Annotated in this window: 18 protein-coding genes; 12 read left to right on the forward strand and 6 right to left on the reverse strand. The window is 62.7% G+C overall.

Annotated elements, in window-relative coordinates:
* Positions 1-16: 16 nt before the first annotated feature.
* From ACSQ1X_RS14805 to glmS, 3 genes are read right to left on the reverse strand one after another with little or no spacing between them, the layout of a single operon-like run.
* Positions 17-1,543: an NAD(P)H-hydrate dehydratase gene (locus ACSQ1X_RS14805; protein ID WP_436058211.1), complete on the reverse strand. Its 1,527-nt coding sequence runs from the start codon at positions 1,541-1,543 to the stop codon at positions 17-19.
* Between the two features lie 53 nt (positions 1,544-1,596).
* Positions 1,597-1,944: a holo-ACP synthase gene (locus ACSQ1X_RS14810; protein ID WP_011692749.1), complete on the reverse strand. Its 348-nt coding sequence runs from the start codon at positions 1,942-1,944 to the stop codon at positions 1,597-1,599.
* A 5-nt stretch (positions 1,945-1,949) separates the two neighbouring features.
* Positions 1,950-3,842, reverse strand: coding sequence for a glutamine--fructose-6-phosphate transaminase (isomerizing) (glmS, locus tag ACSQ1X_RS14815; RefSeq protein WP_436058212.1), 1,893 nt, complete (start codon positions 3,840-3,842; stop codon positions 1,950-1,952).
* Positions 3,843-3,976: 134 nt separating this feature from the next.
* Here glmS and coaA point away from each other — a divergent pair, with 134 nt between their 5' ends.
* The 3 genes from coaA to mscL all read left to right on the forward strand — a co-directional run bounded on the left by coaA (position 3,977) and on the right by mscL (position 6,367).
* A complete protein-coding gene (coaA, locus tag ACSQ1X_RS14820; RefSeq protein ID WP_082506671.1) occupies positions 3,977-4,942 on the forward strand; it encodes a type I pantothenate kinase in 966 nt (321 codons plus the stop codon).
* Positions 4,943-4,947: 5 nt separating this feature from the next.
* A complete protein-coding gene (locus tag ACSQ1X_RS14825) occupies positions 4,948-5,883 on the forward strand; it encodes a M15 family metallopeptidase (protein WP_436058213.1) in 936 nt (311 codons plus the stop codon).
* 88 nt (positions 5,884-5,971) lie between these two features.
* On the forward strand, positions 5,972-6,367 hold the full coding sequence (mscL, locus tag ACSQ1X_RS14830; protein WP_436058214.1) for a large conductance mechanosensitive channel protein MscL: 396 nt from the start codon (positions 5,972-5,974) through the stop codon (positions 6,365-6,367).
* A gap of 72 nt (positions 6,368-6,439) precedes the next feature.
* Here mscL and glmM read toward each other — a convergent pair whose 3' ends face one another.
* The 3 genes from glmM to rplM all read right to left on the reverse strand — a co-directional run bounded on the left by glmM (position 6,440) and on the right by rplM (position 8,951).
* The gene (glmM, locus tag ACSQ1X_RS14835) at positions 6,440-7,798 is read right to left on the reverse strand and encodes a phosphoglucosamine mutase (protein WP_436058215.1); all 1,359 of its coding nucleotides are present in this window, start codon (positions 7,796-7,798) and stop codon (positions 6,440-6,442) included.
* A gap of 162 nt (positions 7,799-7,960) precedes the next feature.
* Positions 7,961-8,470, reverse strand: coding sequence for a 30S ribosomal protein S9 (rpsI, locus tag ACSQ1X_RS14840; RefSeq protein WP_436058216.1), 510 nt, complete (start codon positions 8,468-8,470; stop codon positions 7,961-7,963).
* Between the two features lie 37 nt (positions 8,471-8,507).
* On the reverse strand, positions 8,508-8,951 hold the full coding sequence (rplM, locus tag ACSQ1X_RS14845; RefSeq protein ID WP_011692756.1) for a 50S ribosomal protein L13: 444 nt from the start codon (positions 8,949-8,951) through the stop codon (positions 8,508-8,510).
* A gap of 334 nt (positions 8,952-9,285) precedes the next feature.
* Between rplM and ACSQ1X_RS14850 the strand changes: the two genes are divergently transcribed.
* The 9 genes from ACSQ1X_RS14850 to ACSQ1X_RS14890 all read left to right on the forward strand — a co-directional run bounded on the left by ACSQ1X_RS14850 (position 9,286) and on the right by ACSQ1X_RS14890 (position 17,117).
* A complete protein-coding gene (locus ACSQ1X_RS14850; protein ID WP_436059345.1) occupies positions 9,286-9,969 on the forward strand; it encodes a prepilin peptidase in 684 nt (227 codons plus the stop codon).
* Positions 9,970-10,193: 224 nt separating this feature from the next.
* Positions 10,194-10,388 carry a Flp family type IVb pilin gene (locus ACSQ1X_RS14855; RefSeq protein WP_436058217.1) on the forward strand — a complete coding sequence of 65 codons (195 nt, stop codon included), beginning with the start codon at positions 10,194-10,196 and terminating at the stop codon, positions 10,386-10,388.
* A gap of 88 nt (positions 10,389-10,476) precedes the next feature.
* Positions 10,477-10,869 (forward strand): TadE/TadG family type IV pilus assembly protein, encoded by a 393-nt coding sequence (locus ACSQ1X_RS14860; protein WP_436058218.1) that lies wholly within the window; start codon positions 10,477-10,479, stop codon positions 10,867-10,869.
* Positions 10,857-11,882, forward strand: coding sequence for a pilus assembly protein TadG-related protein (locus ACSQ1X_RS14865; RefSeq protein ID WP_436058219.1), 1,026 nt, complete (start codon positions 10,857-10,859; stop codon positions 11,880-11,882). The genes ACSQ1X_RS14860 and ACSQ1X_RS14865 overlap by 13 nt, the downstream gene beginning before the upstream one ends.
* Before the next feature lie 18 nt (positions 11,883-11,900).
* The gene (cpaB, locus tag ACSQ1X_RS14870) at positions 11,901-12,671 is read left to right on the forward strand and encodes a Flp pilus assembly protein CpaB (protein ID WP_436058220.1); all 771 of its coding nucleotides are present in this window, start codon (positions 11,901-11,903) and stop codon (positions 12,669-12,671) included.
* A complete protein-coding gene (locus ACSQ1X_RS14875; protein ID WP_436058221.1) occupies positions 12,668-13,867 on the forward strand; it encodes an AAA family ATPase in 1,200 nt (399 codons plus the stop codon). The genes cpaB and ACSQ1X_RS14875 overlap by 4 nt, the downstream gene beginning before the upstream one ends.
* The gene (locus ACSQ1X_RS14880; protein ID WP_436058222.1) at positions 13,864-15,279 is read left to right on the forward strand and encodes a CpaF family protein; all 1,416 of its coding nucleotides are present in this window, start codon (positions 13,864-13,866) and stop codon (positions 15,277-15,279) included. The genes ACSQ1X_RS14875 and ACSQ1X_RS14880 overlap by 4 nt, the downstream gene beginning before the upstream one ends.
* Positions 15,280-15,311: 32 nt before the next feature.
* Entirely contained in the window at positions 15,312-16,226 is a 915-nt protein-coding gene (locus ACSQ1X_RS14885) for a type II secretion system F family protein (RefSeq protein ID WP_436058223.1), read from the forward strand.
* 12 nt (positions 16,227-16,238) lie between these two features.
* Positions 16,239-17,117: a type II secretion system F family protein gene (locus ACSQ1X_RS14890; protein ID WP_436058224.1), complete on the forward strand. Its 879-nt coding sequence runs from the start codon at positions 16,239-16,241 to the stop codon at positions 17,115-17,117.
* Positions 17,118-17,249: the final 132 nt, after the last annotated feature.

A 17,249-nucleotide genomic window follows, 5' to 3' on the forward strand; every position in this document is an offset into this window, starting at 1 on the left:
GCTTTGCGCCCTATGGTTACAGCGTCCTCATCACCTCCGGCACGTAGTCAGCGATGGCACCGGCGGTCACGGGACCGCCAGCAGAGGCTAGGGTGCCGGCGCGGCCGTGCACGCTCGCCGCCATGGCGCCGATGGCCGCCCAGCGCTGTTCCGCGGAGATCCCGCACGCGTCAAATTTGTCCTCGTCGTCCGAATGCTGGGCGAGCAGGGAGCCGAGGATCCCGGCCAGCACATCGCCGCTTCCGGCGGTGGCCATCCACGGCGAGGCTTCCGCCTGGCTGAAAACCGGGCCCGACGGCGGGGCCACCAGTGTGGTGGCGCCCTTCAGCAGGACGGTGGCTCCGGTTCGTTCGGACGCCTGCCGCACGGCCTCGAGCGTGGCGCCGTCAACGCCCTGCCGCCCCAGGTCGATCCCGTAGCGCTGTAGGAGCCGGGCCAGCTCGCCGCCGTGCGGTGTCAGCACCACCTGCGGTGGCAGGACGTCGGGCAGGGCCGGCAGCGCACCGGCGTCGGCAGCCACGGGCAGTCCGGTCTCCACGGCGTCGCGCGCACGGCGCAGCTGGTCGTCGTCTCCGTCGGCGATCCCCGGGCCAACCAGCCATGCCTGGACGTGGGCGTCAGCAACGGCGTCCGGCCCGCACACCACCTCCGGGCATGCCTGCCGGACGAGCCGGGTTGCCTCGGGCGGGCCGAGGTACCGGACCATGCCGGCCCCGGCCGCGAGGGCGCCCCGGCAGGCGAGCACGGCGGCCCCCGGGTATTGCTGTGAGCCGGCAACGATCCCCAGGACACCGCGGGTGTACTTGTGGGAGCGGCGCGCCGGCGGGGGCAGCAGGCGGGCAAGGTCGGCGGATTCCAGGCGACGCAGCACCGGCAGCGGCAGTTCGGTTTCGATGCCGATGGGGATGACCAGCACGCGTCCGGCATGGTCGGCGCCGGGATCGGCAAGCAGGCCCGCCTTCGCGCCGCCGAAAGTCACGGTGATATCCGCCGGAAGAACCGGGTCATAGGACTCGCCGGTGTCCGCGTTCACGCCGCTGGGAATGTCGCAGGCCACCACAAATCCGTGGGCCCCGCCGTTCAGCTTCTCGACCAAGGACGCCGTGGCGCCGCGAAGGCCTCCTTGGGCGCCGGTCCCCAGCACCGCATCAATCACGACGTCGGCTCCGCCAGCCGCCGCTGCCAGCTCGCCCGCGTTGTGGTCGGTGAGGATCAGGGTACGGCCGCCGGCGCGTTCAAAGGCGGCCAGGCCGTCAGGATGGGCGTCACCGGCCGTGAGCACCGCCGTCATACGCATTCCGCGGGCAGCCAGGAAAGCGGCGGCGAATAGCCCGTCTCCCCCGTTGTTGCCCTTGCCGGCCAGGACTGCAACGCTGGCGCCGTAGGGCCGGATCCCCCGCGAGACAAGCTCACGGACCACTGCATTGGCGAGCCCATAGGCTGCGCGTTGCATAAGAACAGCGCCCGTGCCGGATCTCAGGCTTGCCTGAAAGAACCGCTTTTCGGCCTCCCGTATTTGGGTTCCGGTATAGGCGCTGATCATGTTCAGTCCAATCGGTGCAGGGTCCGCGGCAGGGCTGCAGGTGAAAGTCCGCGTCAGCCTTCCGCGAGGACGGTCGCCGTGGCGATTCCGCCGTCGTGGCTCATCGAAAGGTGCCAGCGCTTGACGCCCTTCGACTCGGCAACGGCCAGCACAGTGCCTTTGACCTGGATGGTGGGCCCGTTCTGGTCAAGGCCGATCCAGCAGTCCTGCCAGTTCATGCCCGCCGGGGCACCCAATACCTTGGCCACGGCTTCCTTGGCCGCAAAGCGCGCGGCCAAGGAGCGGGTGTTCAGCTCCCGCTCGGCCGGAACGAACAGCCTGTCACGGAGCCCGGGGGTCCGTTCCAGCTGCCGGCCGAACCGTTCAATGTCTACGACGTCTACTCCAATGCCAACAATCATGCGGCTTATTCTACGGTTACGCTCTTGGCCAGGTTGCGTGGCTGGTCCACGTCGTATCCCTTGGCTGTGGCGAGTTCGAGGGCGAAGATCTGGAGTGGAACGGCTGCCAGGAGCGGCGCGAGGAGCGTGGGCGTCTCCGGGATGTAGAAGACGTGCTCGGCGTAGGCCTTGACCGCTTCGTCGCCTTCCTCGGCGATGACGATGGTTTTCGCACCGCGGGCCCGGACCTCCTGGATGTTGGAGACCACCTTGGCGTGCAGCGAGTTCCGGCCGCGCGGGGACGGAACCACCACGAATACCGGCTGGCCCTCCTCGATCAGCGCGATCGGGCCGTGCTTCAGTTCGCCGGCGGCAAAGCCCTCGGCGTGGATGTACGCAAGTTCCTTGAGCTTGAGCGCGCCTTCCATGGCCACCGGGAACCCGACGTGGCGGCCCAGGAACAGCACCGACTTGACCCCGGACATGGACCGGGCCAGCTCCTTGATCTCGTCCGCGTGGTCCAGGACCTGCTGGATCTTCGCCGGGACCTTGCCCAGGTCGGCCAGGATGTCCTTGATCTCGCCCTGGAACTTGTTGCCGCGCAGCTGTGCCAAATACAGGCCGAGCAGGTAGGCGGCGGTGATCTGCGCCAGGAAGGCCTTGGTGGACGCGACGGCGATTTCCGGCCCGGCGTGCGTGTACAGCACGGCGTCCGATTCGCGCGGAATGGTGGAGCCGTTGGTGTTGCAGATGGAGAGGGTCTTGGCGCCCTGTTCCTTGGCGTAGCGGACGGCCATCAGGGTATCCATGGTCTCGCCGGACTGCGAGATGGACACAATCAGCGTGTTCTCGTCCACGATCGGATCGCGGTAGCGGAACTCGTGGGAGAGCTCCACCTCGGTCGGGATGCGGCACCAGTGTTCGATGGCATACTTGGCCACCTGGCCGGAGTATGCGGAGGTGCCGCAGGCGAGCACGATGATCTTGTTGATCTTCTTCAGGTGCTCCGGGTCGATGCGCATTTCATCGAGGGTCAGCTTGCCGTCAAGGTCCGAGCGGCCCAGCAGGGTGTTGGCCACGGCGTCGGGCTGGTCGTGGATTTCCTTCTCCATGAAGGACGGGTAGCCGCCCTTCTCGGCCGAGGCCGGGTCCCAGTCAACGTGGTATTCCTTGCCGTGGGCCGGGGCGCCGAAGAAGTCTGTGATCTCCACGGTGTCCGCGGTGATGGTCACGATCTGGTCCTGGCCCAGCTCCACGGCCCGGCGGGTGTAATCGATGAAGCCGGAGACGTCGGAGCCGAGGAAGTTCTCGCCCTCGCCCAGGCCCACCACGAGCGGCGAGTTGCGCCGGGCGGCGACAACGACGTCGGGCTGGTCCGCGTGCACGGCCAGGAGCGTGAACGCGCCTTCGAGGCGCTGGCAGGCAAGCTGCATGGCCTTGGTCAGCCCGCCCTTGGAGGCGTCGCCGTTCAGCTGGTTCCGGAAGATATCGCCCAGCAGCGCCGCGGCCACCTCGGTGTCCGTCTCGGACGCGAACACCGTGCCCTTTTCAAGGAGCTCCAGCTTGAGCTCGGCGTAGTTTTCAATGATGCCGTTGTGAATCAGGGCCAGCTTGCCGCCGTCGGACAAGTGCGGGTGCGCATTCTGGTCCGTGGGCCCGCCGTGCGTGGCCCAGCGGGTGTGCCCGATTCCGGTGACGGAATCCGGCAGCGGATTCGCTTCCAGTTCCGCGAGCAGGTTGCTCAGCTTTCCGGACTTCTTGCGGGACGAAATTGTCCCGTCCGACACCACGGCAACGCCCGCCGAGTCATATCCCCGGTACTCCAGACGGCGGAGTCCCTCAAGGACAACGTCCAACGCGCCGTGGCCAACATTTACCCGGCCTGACGAATGGCCTACGTATCCTACGATTCCACACATAGACCCAAGCTTATATGGAGTAGGGGTCCGCTGAGGTCTGGCTCGGCCCCGGCGGCACTGTTCCCGGGCTCCGTTACAGCGGATGCGACGCCCTCCATTTCGCTCTCAGCGTCGCGGAGGGCAGAATCTCTAGGGTGACTTTGCAACGCAATGAAGCGAATGGAGAGGGCGTCTCCCCGTTCGTGGAGCTGGACAGGCAGACCTGGTCCCGGCTCGCAGCCCAGATGGAACAACCTCTGAACGAAGAGGACGTGGTCCGTCTCAGAGGGCTCGGTGATCCGCTGGACATGAAGGAAGTCCGCGAAGTCTATTTGCCGCTGTCCCGGCTGCTTCACCTCTATGTGGAGGCCGCGGGCCAACTGCACGCCGCCACCACCACCTTCCTCGGCGAACAGACGCAGCGCACGCCCTTTGTGATCGGCGTGGCCGGTTCGGTGGCCGTGGGCAAGTCCACCATTGCGCGCGTGCTCCGTGAAATGCTTCGCCGCTGGCCCGGGACGCCGAATGTGGAGCTCATCACCACTGACGGTTTCCTGTATCCCCTGGCCGAGCTCAAGCGCCGGCACCTCCTGGAGCGGAAGGGCTTTCCGGAGTCGTACGACCGCCGCGCACTCCTCCGCTTTGTCAGTGAGATCAAGGGCGGCGCCGAAGAGGTCAGGGCTCCCTGGTACTCCCACGTCACGTACGACATCGTTCCCGGCAAGGAAGTGGTGGTCCGCCGGCCGGACGTGCTGATCGTGGAGGGCCTGAACGTCCTGGCCCCCGCCCGTCCCCGCCACGACGGCAAGCAGGGGCTGGCGCTGAGCGACTTCTTCGACTTCTCCATCTATGTGGACGCGAAGACCTCCTACATCGAGGAATGGTACGTGGACCGGTTCCGCAAGCTGCGCACCACCGCCTTCGCCCAGCCGGAGTCCTACTTCCACCGCTATGCCACGCTGTCCGACGAGGAAGCCGAGACTACCGCCCGCGACATCTGGAAGCGCATCAACGAGCCCAACCTCGAGGAAAACGTCCTTCCCACGCGGGGCCGGGCGCAGCTGGTGCTCACCAAGGAAGCGGACCACTCCATCCGCCGCATGCTGCTGCGGAAGGTCTAGCACAGGTGTGCCACAACTGCGCCGCGGCTCTTGGGGCTGCCGAATCGGTTCCTGTTTCCACGGCGCCGAGCCGGCGGGCGGTCGCAAGGCTTCTGGTCGCCGGCGCCGGGCTGACCGCGTTGGCAGCCTGCACGCCCGACGGCGGAACCCGGCCGCCGTCGTCTTCCTCCCCGTCCGCAACGTCCGCCTCCGCCTCGCAGGCGGCAACCCCGCCGTCCGCCGGGTCCCCGTCGGCAGGGCCGGAGACGAGCGCTGCCGCCACCGAACCGGGAACGGTAGTTGCCCCGGCTCCCAGCGCCGCGCCGACGCCCACGTCGCCCGCGGCCGGACTGGCCCAGCAGCACTCGCTGACGGATCCCGCCAGCCCATGGCTGGTGGTCAACAAGCACCGGCCGCTCTCCCCCGCCGACTACATCCCGGCGGATCTGGTCCAGCCGAACATCGCGCTGGCTGTTTCGGGCGAGTCGGCGCAGTTGAACAGCACGACGGCCGCCGCCGCTGAGCAAATGTTCGCTGCGGCGGCGGGAGACGGCGTCACCATAACGCTGGCCAGCGGCTACCGGTCCTACGGCACGCAGGTGGCAACCTACAACGGCTATGTGGCGTCTCGGGGTCAGGCCGAAGCCGACACGGCTTCGGCCAGGCCCGGGTTCTCGGAGCACCAGACAGGCTGGGCCTTCGACATCGGCGACGGCGGCGGGGCGTGCAGCTTCCAGCCCTGCTTCGCCGAGCAGCCGGCCGCTGTGTGGGCCAAAGCCAACGCCCACCGCTTCGGCTTCGTGGTGCGGTACCCCTGGATGTTCCACCAGATCACGGGGTACTACTACGAGTCCTGGCACCTGCGGTATGTCGGCGTGGAGGCGGCAACGGACATGGCTGCCAAGGGCATCGCGACGCTGGAGGAGTACTTCGGGCTGGAAGCGGCACCGGCGTATTTGTAGCTTGCCGCTCGTTTGTGAGCCGCGACACGTCCCGTGAAATTACCTTCTTGTCACACCGCGTTCACAACGCCGCGCTAGCTTTGGTCCTATGTTGACCGGATTCAAGAATTTCATCATGAAGGGCAACGTCGTAGACCTTGCCGTCGCGGTGGTCATGGGTGCCGCCTTCAGCGCCGTCGTGACCTCAATCGTTGAAGGCCTGCTGACTCCGCTGATCGGCCGCCTGTTCAGTGCCAAGGGCATTGAAGAGATGCAGTGGGAGGGGTTCATGTATGGCTCCGTCATCTCTTCCATCATTTCGTTCCTGCTCATCGCCTCAGCCATTTACTTCGTGGTGATCATGCCGATGAACCACATGATCGAACACCGCAACCGCCGGCTCGGTATTGGTACCGAGGTCAAGGAAGAGGCCGCTGAGGACCCCCAGATCGCACTCCTCACCGAAATCCGTGATTCCCTCCGGAGCGGCAGCACCCGGGCCTAGCATCCGTGACATAACAAAAGTGGTCCGCTTCCGGCTGGAGGCGGACCACTTTTTTGTTTCTCGGGGTCTGAGTTAGGCGGCCGGCGCCACTGCCAGGCGCTCTTCCACCACGGCGGCAAGGTGCTTGCAGATGCGCTCGGCGGTGGGCATGTCGGCAGCTTCAACCATGACGCGCACCAGGGCTTCGGTTCCCGACGGCCGGAGGAGCACGCGGCCGGTCTCGCCGAGTTCCGCGGAAGCTTCAGCGACGGCGGCCAGGACACCCTCATCGGTGCCGGCGCGGGCCTTGTCCACGTTCTTGACGTTGATCATCAGCTGCGGAAGCTTGGTCATCGCCGTGGCGAGTTCCTTCAGTGGCTTGCCCGTGAGCGCCACCTGGGCTGCCAGCTGCAGGCCGGTGAGTAGGCCGTCGCCCGTGGTGGCGTGATCGGCGAAGATCACGTGGCCGGACTGCTCGCCGCCGAGGTTGTAGCCGCCGTCGCGCATTTCCTCGAGAACGTAGCGGTCCCCCACTGCGGTCTCGCGGATGCTGATGCCTGCGTTGCGGAGGGCGATCTTCAGGCCGAGGTTGCTCATGACGGTGGCCACCAGGACGTTGTCCTTGAGCTTGCCGGATTCCTTCAGCGCGAGGGCGAGGATAGCCATGATCTGGTCACCGTCCACCTCGTTGCCTTCATGGTCGATGGCAAGGCACCTGTCGGCGTCGCCGTCGTGGGCGATGCCCAGGTCGGCACCGTGTTCCACCACTGCCTTCTTTAGGGCACCGAGGTGGGTTGAGCCCACGCCGTCGTTGATGTTCAGGCCGTCCGGCTCGGCGCCGATGACCACGATCTCGGCGCCAGCGTCGTTGAAGAGCTGCGGTGAACAGCCACTGGCCGCGCCGTGGGCACAGTCGAGGACCACCTTCAGCCCATCGAGGCGGTGCGGCAGGGTGCCGAGGAGGTGGACGATGTAGCGGTCCTCGGCGTCAGAGAAGGTCTGGATGCGGCCTACGTCGCTGCCTGTGGGCCTGACAGGATCTTTGCCCATCTGCGCCTCGATGGCATCTTCCACCTCGTCAGGCAGCTTCTGGCCGCCCCGTGCGAAGAATTTGATGCCGTTGTCCGGCGCCGGGTTGTGGGAGGCGGAGATCATGACGCCGAAGTCGGCGTTGAGGTCAGCCACCAGATAGGCGGCGGCTGGGGTGGGGAGGACGCCGGCGTCGTAGACGTCGATGCCGGAACTGGAGAGTCCCGCCGAGACGGCCGCCGAGATGAACTCGCCGCTGGCACGCGGATCGCGAGCCACGACGGCGCGCGGCCGGGCGCCGTTGGCTGTGCGGTCGTGGCCGAGTACGACGGCGGCCGCTTGCGCCAGCTGCATCGCCAGCTCTGCTGTGAGCAGGCCGTTAGCCAGGCCCCGGACACCATCTGTTCCAAATAATCTAGACATCGGGTCAAGTTTAGACGATGGTCCGGCCGGGGCTGTCTTTGGCTGGTTCCACGGCGATGGTTGCCTCGCCGTGTCGCCCGCCTTCCTGACCTAAGCCGCCACGGCGTTTAACGGCGAAAGCCCGCCCCGCCGAGTGGCGGGACGGGCTTCCGATAAGCGGGTTTAGCGCTTGGAGTACTGCTGAGCCTTACGGGCCTTCTTGAGACCAGCCTTCTTGCGCTCGATGACGCGGGCGTCACGACGCAGGTAGCCGGCCTTCTTCAGGGTGGCGCGGTTGTTCTCGGTGTCGATCTCGTTCAGTGAACGGGCGATGCCGAGGCGCAGTGCACCGGCCTGGCCGGAGATGCCGCCACCGTGGATGCGGGCAATGACGTCGTAGGCGCCATCAAGATCGAGGATCTTGAAGGGCTCGTTGACGTCCTGCTGGTGCAGCTTGTTCGGGAAGTAGTTCGCCAGCTCGCGGCCGTTGATGGTCCACTTGCCGGAGCCGGGGACGATGCGGACGCGGGCGACGGCTTCCTTGCGGCGGCCAACAGCTGCGCCGGCAACGGTCAGTGCCGGGCGTTCCTTCTTCGGCGCTTCTGCTTCTGCAGGACCGCTTTCCGAGGTGTAGCTGGTCAGGTTTTCCTCAGCCGGAACGGCCTCGGTGGTCAGTTCTTCGTTCTGAGCCACGATTCTCCTTGTATAGATAAGTTGTTGGTGGCCAGGACTACTGGGCGACCTGGGAAATTTCGAAAGTCTTGGGCTGCTGGGCGGCGTGCGGGTGCTCTGCACCGCGGTAGACCTTCAGCTTGCCCAGCTGCTGTGCAGCAAGGGAGTTCTTCGGGAGCATGCCCTTGATGGCCTTCTCCACGGCGCGGACCGGGTTGGATTCCAGCAGCTCCGCGTAGTTGACGGAAGTCAGGCCACCCGGGTAGCCGGAGTGGCGGTAAGCGCGCTTCTGCTCGAGCTTGGCGCCGGTGAGGGCAACCTTCTCGGCGTTGATGATGATGACGAAGTCGCCCATGTCCATGTGGGGAGCAAAGGTGGCCTTGTGCTTGCCGCGCAGCAGGATTGCGGTCTGGCTGGCGAGACGACCAAGGACAACGTCGGTGGCGTCAATGACGTGCCACTGGCGGTTGATATCGCCGGGCTTCGGGGTGTACGTACGCACGGTGTTTGCCTCGTTCTTGTTCTGGCGTTCTTGTTTAGGTGTCACGTAAGCGTGTGCACCTACTATCTATGCGCTACCGGAACAGAGGTGAGGGCTCCAAGAATCCAGTGGTCCAGAAGTCTCGAATGTGCCCGAGGAGTAGTTATCCTGCAACCGGATTCTCAGCGGGCACGCATCATCGAGAAAGGACACGCACAACGACTATCAAGAATAGCGGGTACAGAGGCCACTGGTCAAAATAGGCTCTAGCTAGCCAGCCTGCGCCGGTCCTGATGTTCGGGTCCGGCACCGTGGACCATGAACAACTCCGAGCTTAGGTGCCCTGTTGACTGAAATGCCCCCGGCCGCCCTGTTGGTAATCTCCTGCGCCCTCCTGGGCCTCGCCGTGGCACCTCTTGCACTGACGGTCGCGCGCCGATTGCTGCCCGGCGTCGAGTTAGGGCACGTCCGCTGGCACGGTGCGGCCGGTGCAATTGCTACTGGGGTGCTGTTCGGAGCCATGGCCTGGCGGTTCGGCTGGTCCTGGGCGCTGCCGGCCTTCCTCTTCCTCTGCGCAGCTGGCCTTGTGCTCTCCCGGATCGACCTTCAGCACAAGCTATTGCCCAACCGGATCGTTGTTCCCACGCTCGGAATAGGACTCGCGCTGCTGCTTCTGGACGCCGGCATGAACCAGCGATGGGGAAATCTGCTCGTAGCAGCCATCGGATGCGCCGTAACTTTCGTGCTTTACCTGATTTTGGCCCTCATTTCCCCCCGCGGAATGGGTATGGGCGACGTAAAGCTCTCAGCACCACTTGGTTTGTACTTGGGCTATCTCTCGATAGGCCACCTGATACTAGGTATAGCCCTGGGTTTTATTGTGGGCGCTGTTACCAGTGTTCTCCTTGTTACAGCCGGATTTGCGGGGCGGAAGAGCGCTGTGCCATTCGGTCCTTCCATGTTCGCCGGATGCCTTCTGGCAGTGCTGTGGGGCGCCGAGATGGGGCGGATTCTCCTGCCCGCAACTGTCTCCCGCTAACCGTTTCCGAGTACACCAAGTAGTCGCCTACTTGGGTGGCCGGTAGAAAGCGGTGTAACAGCAAGTAGACGTTCGATTCTGGTGTCTAAAAGACGAGTACATCCACTCATTGTGGGGCTATTTGTGACTCCTGTATTCCTTTGTGTATCGAAGTTCCAGCAACGCCAACTTGGGGGGAGCAGGAATTTCGAAACCAATTCAGCACTCACAAAAGGAACAAGAAAATGAACTCTGCACTGGTCTCCCTCGTCGCTTTTGTCGCCGGCGTAAAGAACCGCCTCACGGGTGAAGAGAAGGGCGCAACGGCCGTTGAGTACGGCCTGATGGTTGCCCTCATCGTCATCGCCGCCATTGTCGGTATTACGGCTGTCGGTGGTGGGCTCCAGACACTCTTCGCGGACATCGCTACCCGCCTTTAGGCATCCGATCAATCAAGCGCCGAACTGATGGCGGCTTCCAGGCCATCTGGAAGCCGCCATTGGATTTTCGAGACATGAGGATCGGAAAATGCATAAAAGAAATGAAAAGGGTGCAGCCGCCGTCGAATTCGCTCTCATACTTCCGGTGCTGCTGCTCATATTGATTGGCGTTATCGAGTTTTCATTGGCTTTCAATGCTCAACTCTCGCTCAATCAGGCGGCGCGGGAAGGTGCCCGCTATATGGCTATTCACAACAATACCGGAGCTGCCGCGACGGCTGCTAGCAATGCTGCCGGTCGTCTCGCGCCGGCCACGGTGACCACAACTTTCGCCGTAACCGGCGGCGGTACTACCTGCGCAGCGGGAAAGCAGGTAACTGCGACAACCAGTTACACCCTCACTACGGTCACCGGCTTCCTTGACGCCTTCACTGGAACCATAGTCCTCACCGGAAAAGGAACAATGCAATGCGGTGGTTAGTCGATGACAACGAGAAGCAGCGCGGCGCCACGGCCGTCCTGGTGGCCGTCCTGATGGTTCCCCTGCTCGGATTTGGAGCAATCGCCGTGGACGTCGCCGCAATGTACGCGGAGAAATCCGTAGTGCAGAACGGCGCAGATGCTTCAGCCCTTGCGGTGGCGCAGACGTGCGCCAAGAGCACTGCTAACCCGGGCTGCGCTACGGGTTCCTCGCTCTCTGGTCCTCTTGCCAACGCCAATGCCAAGGACAGCCTCACCAATGTGGCATCAACAGTGGTCGATAAGAGCGCCGGAAAGGTCACCGTCACCACAAACGCCCAGGACTCCTCCGGAGTTCATTTCTCTACTTTCTTTGCGCGGATCTTCGGCATTGACACGACAAATATTGGGGCGGTTGCCGAAGCGAAATGGGGCGGCGCGCAGGCTGGTGATGTCTTCCCCATTGCGTTCTCGGAATGCGAAGTCGATCTCAGTACTGCGGGGGACGGGTCGACGCAATTTCTTCTCTCGCACGGAACTGGGGCAGGCAAGAAAGATACCTGCCACAGCACAGCGTCCGGCCTTGAAATCCCTGGTGGCTTCGGGTGGCTGGTCACTGGCGGATCGTGCACGGTCAACGTTGATCTTGCCTCACCATGGGTGGCCAGCAACACAGGTACTAATCCCGAAACCGGCTGCAACGCAATCCTCCAGGGCTGGAAGGACAGGCTCATTGCCGGACAAAAAGTCGTGGCTCTGCTTCCCGTGTTCGACAGTACCCGCGGAACCGGAGCCGGCGCCGAGTTCCATCTGAAGGCATTTGCGGCCATCGATCTAATGGGCTGGGACTTGGCCAACCAAGACCCTTTCCATTACATGCCTACTACAGCCCAAGCGTTCAAGGACGCCGGTGGCTGGAAGAACAGCGATCTGGGCATCGTCGGAAAATTCGTCCGCTACGTAGCACTGGACGAAGCATTCGAGGTTGGCGGACCCACCACCTACGGCGGAACCGTCGTAGAGCTCACGAAATAAGAATCAAAGGAGAATCCCGTGAAAACCAGGCTGCTGGGGGGCCTAGCAGCATTGCTCTTGGCAATTGTCGGATCTGTACTGATGTTCAATTACGCACAGGCAGCCGACAGCCGAGCTCAGCAAGGCTTAGAGCCCGTTGAAGTTCTTGTTGTTCAGAAAGCCGTTACCGCGGGCACCCCGGTGTCCAAGCTTTCCGAATCCGTTAAACTGACGTCCCTTCCGGGGACTGCTGTTCCCGCCGATGCAGTGAAGTCTCTGAGCGATTTCTCCGACAGGGTCACAGCCGTGGACCTACAGCCAGGCGAACAACTCCTGAAGGCCCGTCTGGTTGATCCCAACGCCTTGGCAGCACCTGGCACTGTTCCGGTCCCGGCCGGCATGGAAGAAATCTCCGTGCTGCTGGAACCGCAGCGCGTGATCGGTGGCCGATTGGCGGCAGGCGACACTGTCGGCGTTTACATCTCGTACAAGATGGACGACAAAGCTGGCGCCGACGCACCGGTCAATAACGACATCAAGGGCTTCAAAGAGTTTACCGGAAAGGCTTTCCACAAGGTGCTCGTCACCAGCGTTCAGCAGGCTCCTCCGGAGACTTCCAAGGATGGAGCCTCCGCTGACGGCCCCGCGCTGCCCTCCGGTTCTGTGTACGTGACGCTCGCCCGGGAAGACGTTGACGCCGCTGAAATCGTCTTCGGTGCCGAGTTCGGAAAGATCTGGCTCTCCAAGGAGACCGACGAGTCGAAGGATTCCAAGCCCGGCTTGGTGACTCTGGGGAAGGTCGCACAATGAGCCGCTTCGTGGTCATCACAGCTGCACAGGATTTTCAGCGCAAAATACAGTCGGCGGTGCGCGGCGCACTCCACGGCACCGTGCAGATTCTTCCACCGTCCGTGATGCTCGGCGGCCCCCAAGAACTATTCGGCCGGCTCACCGGCGAACCTCCGGAGGTCCTAGTCCTTGGTCCGGGACTACCAGGAGACGAGGCCCTCAAGCTCGCCACGGTGTTCGACCTGCAGTATCCCGAAATAAGCCTGGTGCTCGTGGAGGATATGGCTTCAGAGCAAGTCATCAACGCGATGCGGGCCGGGATACGGGACATAGTCAGTCCGAATGCCGATATTCCCGAATTGCGAATCTTGCTGGAGCGATCGTGCCTAGCTTCGGCAGGACGCCGCAGGGGATTGGTATCAGCCGCGGGTCCGGAACGACCCGCAGGGAGGGTCATCGCCGTCATGTCGCCAAAAGGTGGCGTTGGCAAGACCACCGTCGCCACCAACCTGGCGATCGGGCTTGGCAAGATTGCTCCGATGGGAGTCGTGATCGTTGATCTTGACGTTCAATTCGGCGACGTCGCAACCGGGCTCCAACTGGAGCCCGAGCACACTTTGCGAGACGCTGTTGGGGGTGCAGCCTTCCAGGACTCGATGGTTCTCAAGGCTTTCCTCACCGTTCATCCCAGCGGGATCTATGCCCTATGTGCACCAAATACGCCCGGCGAGGCCGACCATATTAGCGGCGAAGCCGTCAGCCATCTTCTGAACCAGATGGCTGCCGAATTCCAGTATGTCGTGGTGGATACAACCCCGGGTCTGGGCGAGCACGTGCTCGCAACCCTTGAGCAGGCAACGGACGCCGTGTGGGTCTGCGGTATGGACATTCCCAGCATCCGTGGATTGCACACGAGCTTCGAAGTGCTGCGGGAGCTCCAGCTGCTACCGCAGGGCCGGCACGTAGTGCTCAACTTCGCTGACAGGCGGAGTGGTCTTACTGTCCAGGATGTCGAGGCGACTATTGGGGTCCCCGTTGACACTGTGGTTCCACGCTCACGGGCAGTCCCGTTTTCGACCAACAAGGGTGTGCCCTTGCTGCAGGACTCGTCACATGACGGTGCTGCTCGCGCCTTCGCCAAACTGGTGGAGCGCTTCGACCCCAAGAGGGCCACACAACCACAGAAGAAAGTACACCGTCGGATGGTGATCTCATGAGCCTCGCAGATCGACTGGAAGCCGCCCGAGGCGGCATTGCTACCACCAGCATTTCAAGCCCGCCCCCATACGAAGCCCAATCACCACCGTCCGCTAACGCTGGGAACGGTGGATCAGCCCCGGTCGATGCCCTTGCCGGTCTAAAACAACGCGCTGGGAAAGCCCTTTTTGAGAGGCTTGGCGCGCGGCTAACCGACTCATCGCTGACTGACGAAGAGTTGCGCAAAATTGCCCGCGATGAGTTAAGCCTGGTCATCGACGAGGAGCAGGTGCCTCTCAGTCCGGAAGAACGGCGTCGCCTCATCCGCGACGTGGGAGACGACGTGCTGGGCTATGGGCCGTTGCAACGGTATCTCGAGGACCCGTCTGTCACAGAAATAATGGTGAATCGTCCGGATCAGGTCTACGTGGAACGCGACGGGCGCCTAATCTTAACGGATGGCCGATTCAGTTCTGAGGAGCACCTACGCAAGGTCATCGAGCGGATCGTCGCAAAGGTGGGACGCCGGATCGACGAATCTTCACCTTTGGTGGACGCCCGCCTAGAGGACGGATCCCGTGTCAACGCGATCATTCCCCCGCTGGCCGTCAATGGGTCCTCGCTAACGATTCGAAAATTCAGCAAGATCCCACTGACTGTCCAGAACCTGATCGACTTCGGAACGCTGACACCGGAAATGGCTGAGCTCCTGGACGCCTGTGTCCGAGCCAAACTCAACATCATCGTGTCCGGCGGAACAGGCACGGGAAAGACGACGCTCCTCAACGTGCTGTCGTCCTTCATCCCTTCCGATGACCGCATCGTCACAATTGAGGACGCTGTTGAGCTCCAGCTGCAGCAGAGCCATGTGGTGCGGTTGGAAAGCCGCCCGGCCAATATCGAAGGCAAGGGCGCCGTCACTATTCGGGATTTGGTTCGGAACTCCCTACGCATGCGGCCGGACCGGATTGTTGTAGGTGAGGTTCGTGGTGGTGAGAGTCTGGACATGCTCCAGGCGATGAACACAGGTCACGACGGCTCGATCTCAACTGTGCACGCCAACTCACCACGCGACGCCGTTGCCCGCTTGGAGACGCTGGTACTGATGGCTGGCATGGATCTTCCACTGCGCGCCATCCGAGAGCAAGTATCTTCGGCCGTAAACCTCATCGTTCATCTCTCCAGGTTGCGTGACGGTACTCGGCGTGTAACGCACATCACTGAGGTACAAGGCATGGAAGGCGAAATCGTCACACTTCAGGACGCCTTCGTCTTCGACTATGCTGCCGGAGTCGATGCCAATGGCAGGTTTCTCGGCAAGCCTATTTCAACAGGGATTCGGCCCCGCTTTGTTGACCACTTTGCAGATCTGGGAATTGCTATTTCCCCAGCTGTCTTTGGTGGCCGGCCCATGCCGGTTGGAAGGCGATGATTGCAATGACACCTGCCATATTCGCTGTCGGCATGGTGCTCCTGGTCGGAGCAGTATTCGTTATTGTATTCGTGGTTTTCCGCCCTTCACACGGCTATGTTGCGCTCAGCCGCAGACGGCCGTTCGGTGGTGCCGAACGCTCCGCCTTGACAAAATTCACTGACTCAACCGTGGGTGCAGTGGAACGGGTCCTCTCCGGGGGCAACAAGCCCCCGGGTGAGCGGGCCACACTGGATCAGGCTGGCCTCAAGATAGCCCGCACAGACTTCATCGTGTTGGTGGGTGCCACTGCTGTGGTGGCCGGCTTCGTGGGCCTCATCCTCCAAGGACCCGTGTTCGCAGTGCTCTTCGCCGGCCTTACTCCGATCTTGGCTGCGATGTATTTGTCATTCCTGACGCAGCGCCGACGCGCCCGCTTTGAGGCGCAACTCGGTGACACCTTGACCATGGTGTCCGGTGGTCTTCGGGCTGGTCATAGCGTTCTTCGTGCAATCGATGCAGTGGCGCAGGAAGCCAGCGAACCCACAGCCACGGAGTTCTCCCGGGTGGTCAATGAAACGAGGCTGGGCCGCGACCTGCAGGACTCATTGAACGACGTATCACTGCGAATGAAGAGCGAGGACTTCAACTGGATGGCCCAGGCCATCGAAATCAACCGGGAGGTCGGCGGAGACCTCGCTGAAGTGTTTGACCAAGTCGGCGAGACAATCCGTGAGCGCTCCCAGATCAAGGGAACGGTAAAGGCACTAAGTGCAGAAGGAAAGCTTTCCGCAATCATCCTCATGGCACTACCGGTACTTCTGTTCATCCTGATCGGGTTGGCAAATCCCAAATACAGCGGCCAGCTAACCGGGCATCCGATCGGCTGGATGCTTCTAGGCATTGCCGTGGTGATGATGACAATCGGCGGTCTGTGGATCCGCAAGATCAGCGATCTGAAATTCTAAGGGGATTACAAAATGCAACCTATAGCTTGGGGGATCATCGCCCTCACCGTTATACCTGCCTCGTACCTCGCCTGGACACTGATTGTGGCGGACCGCAAATCCCGACTCGTCATTCAGGGCAACCTCAGCAAGGGCCTTGAAACCAGCGGGGCAGCAACCGCACCCCAAAACATGGATTTGGAGCGCATCGCTCGAAGGCTCACACCGACCGGATACGAAGCCAAGCTCGACAGGCTGCTCGCCCTTGCAGGCCGACCCTCGTCCATGCCTCTCCCACGGCTACTGGTCGCCAAGCCGGCCCTGGCCCTCGTTGTGGCGGTCCTCATGATGTTAATGCTCAGCCGCAATGGCAGTGCACAGATGATTCTCCTGGCGGTCTTCGCGACGGGACTAGCGTATTTCGTCCCCGACCTTCTCATCTACAGCCGCGGGCAGGAACGCCAGAAGAAGATTCAACTTGAACTGCCTAATACTCTCGATCAGATGTTGATCGCGGTCGAGGCCGGCCTCGGCTTCGAGTCCGCAATGGCCCGCGCGGGCCAGAATGGCAAAGGCCCACTCGCCGAAGAACTCATCCGGACGCTGCAGGACATGCAAGTTGGCCGCTCGCGCAGGGATTCCTATCTCGCCCTGGCCGAGCGCAGCAATGTGCAGGACCTGAGAACCTTCGTCCGGGCAGTGGTACAGGCGGACGCCTACGGCATTGCCATTGCGAAGGTCCTCAAGGCCCAGGCGAAAGAGATGAGGGTCAAACGACGTCAACGCGCCGAGCAGAAGGCCATGAAACTTCCAGTGCTCGTACTGTTCCCGCTACTGCTCTTCATCTTTCCCGTTATCTTCATCGTGATTCTGGGGCCCGCCGTCATCAACATCATCGAGGCGTTCTCGTAGATCGGCTGGACCCCAGGGTCCCAATAGCTGGGGTGTTGGCGCCCCGAGCCGCCCGACCGAGTCGCGGGATCTCAGGTCGGGAGAAGGCCCTGAGCGCGTGTGAGTGCTCGTTCAGGGCCTTCATGGGGAGAG

It is taken from the genome of Arthrobacter sp. LjRoot78, from assembly GCF_964254335.1.
Lineage (GTDB): Bacteria > Actinomycetota > Actinomycetes > Actinomycetales > Micrococcaceae > Arthrobacter.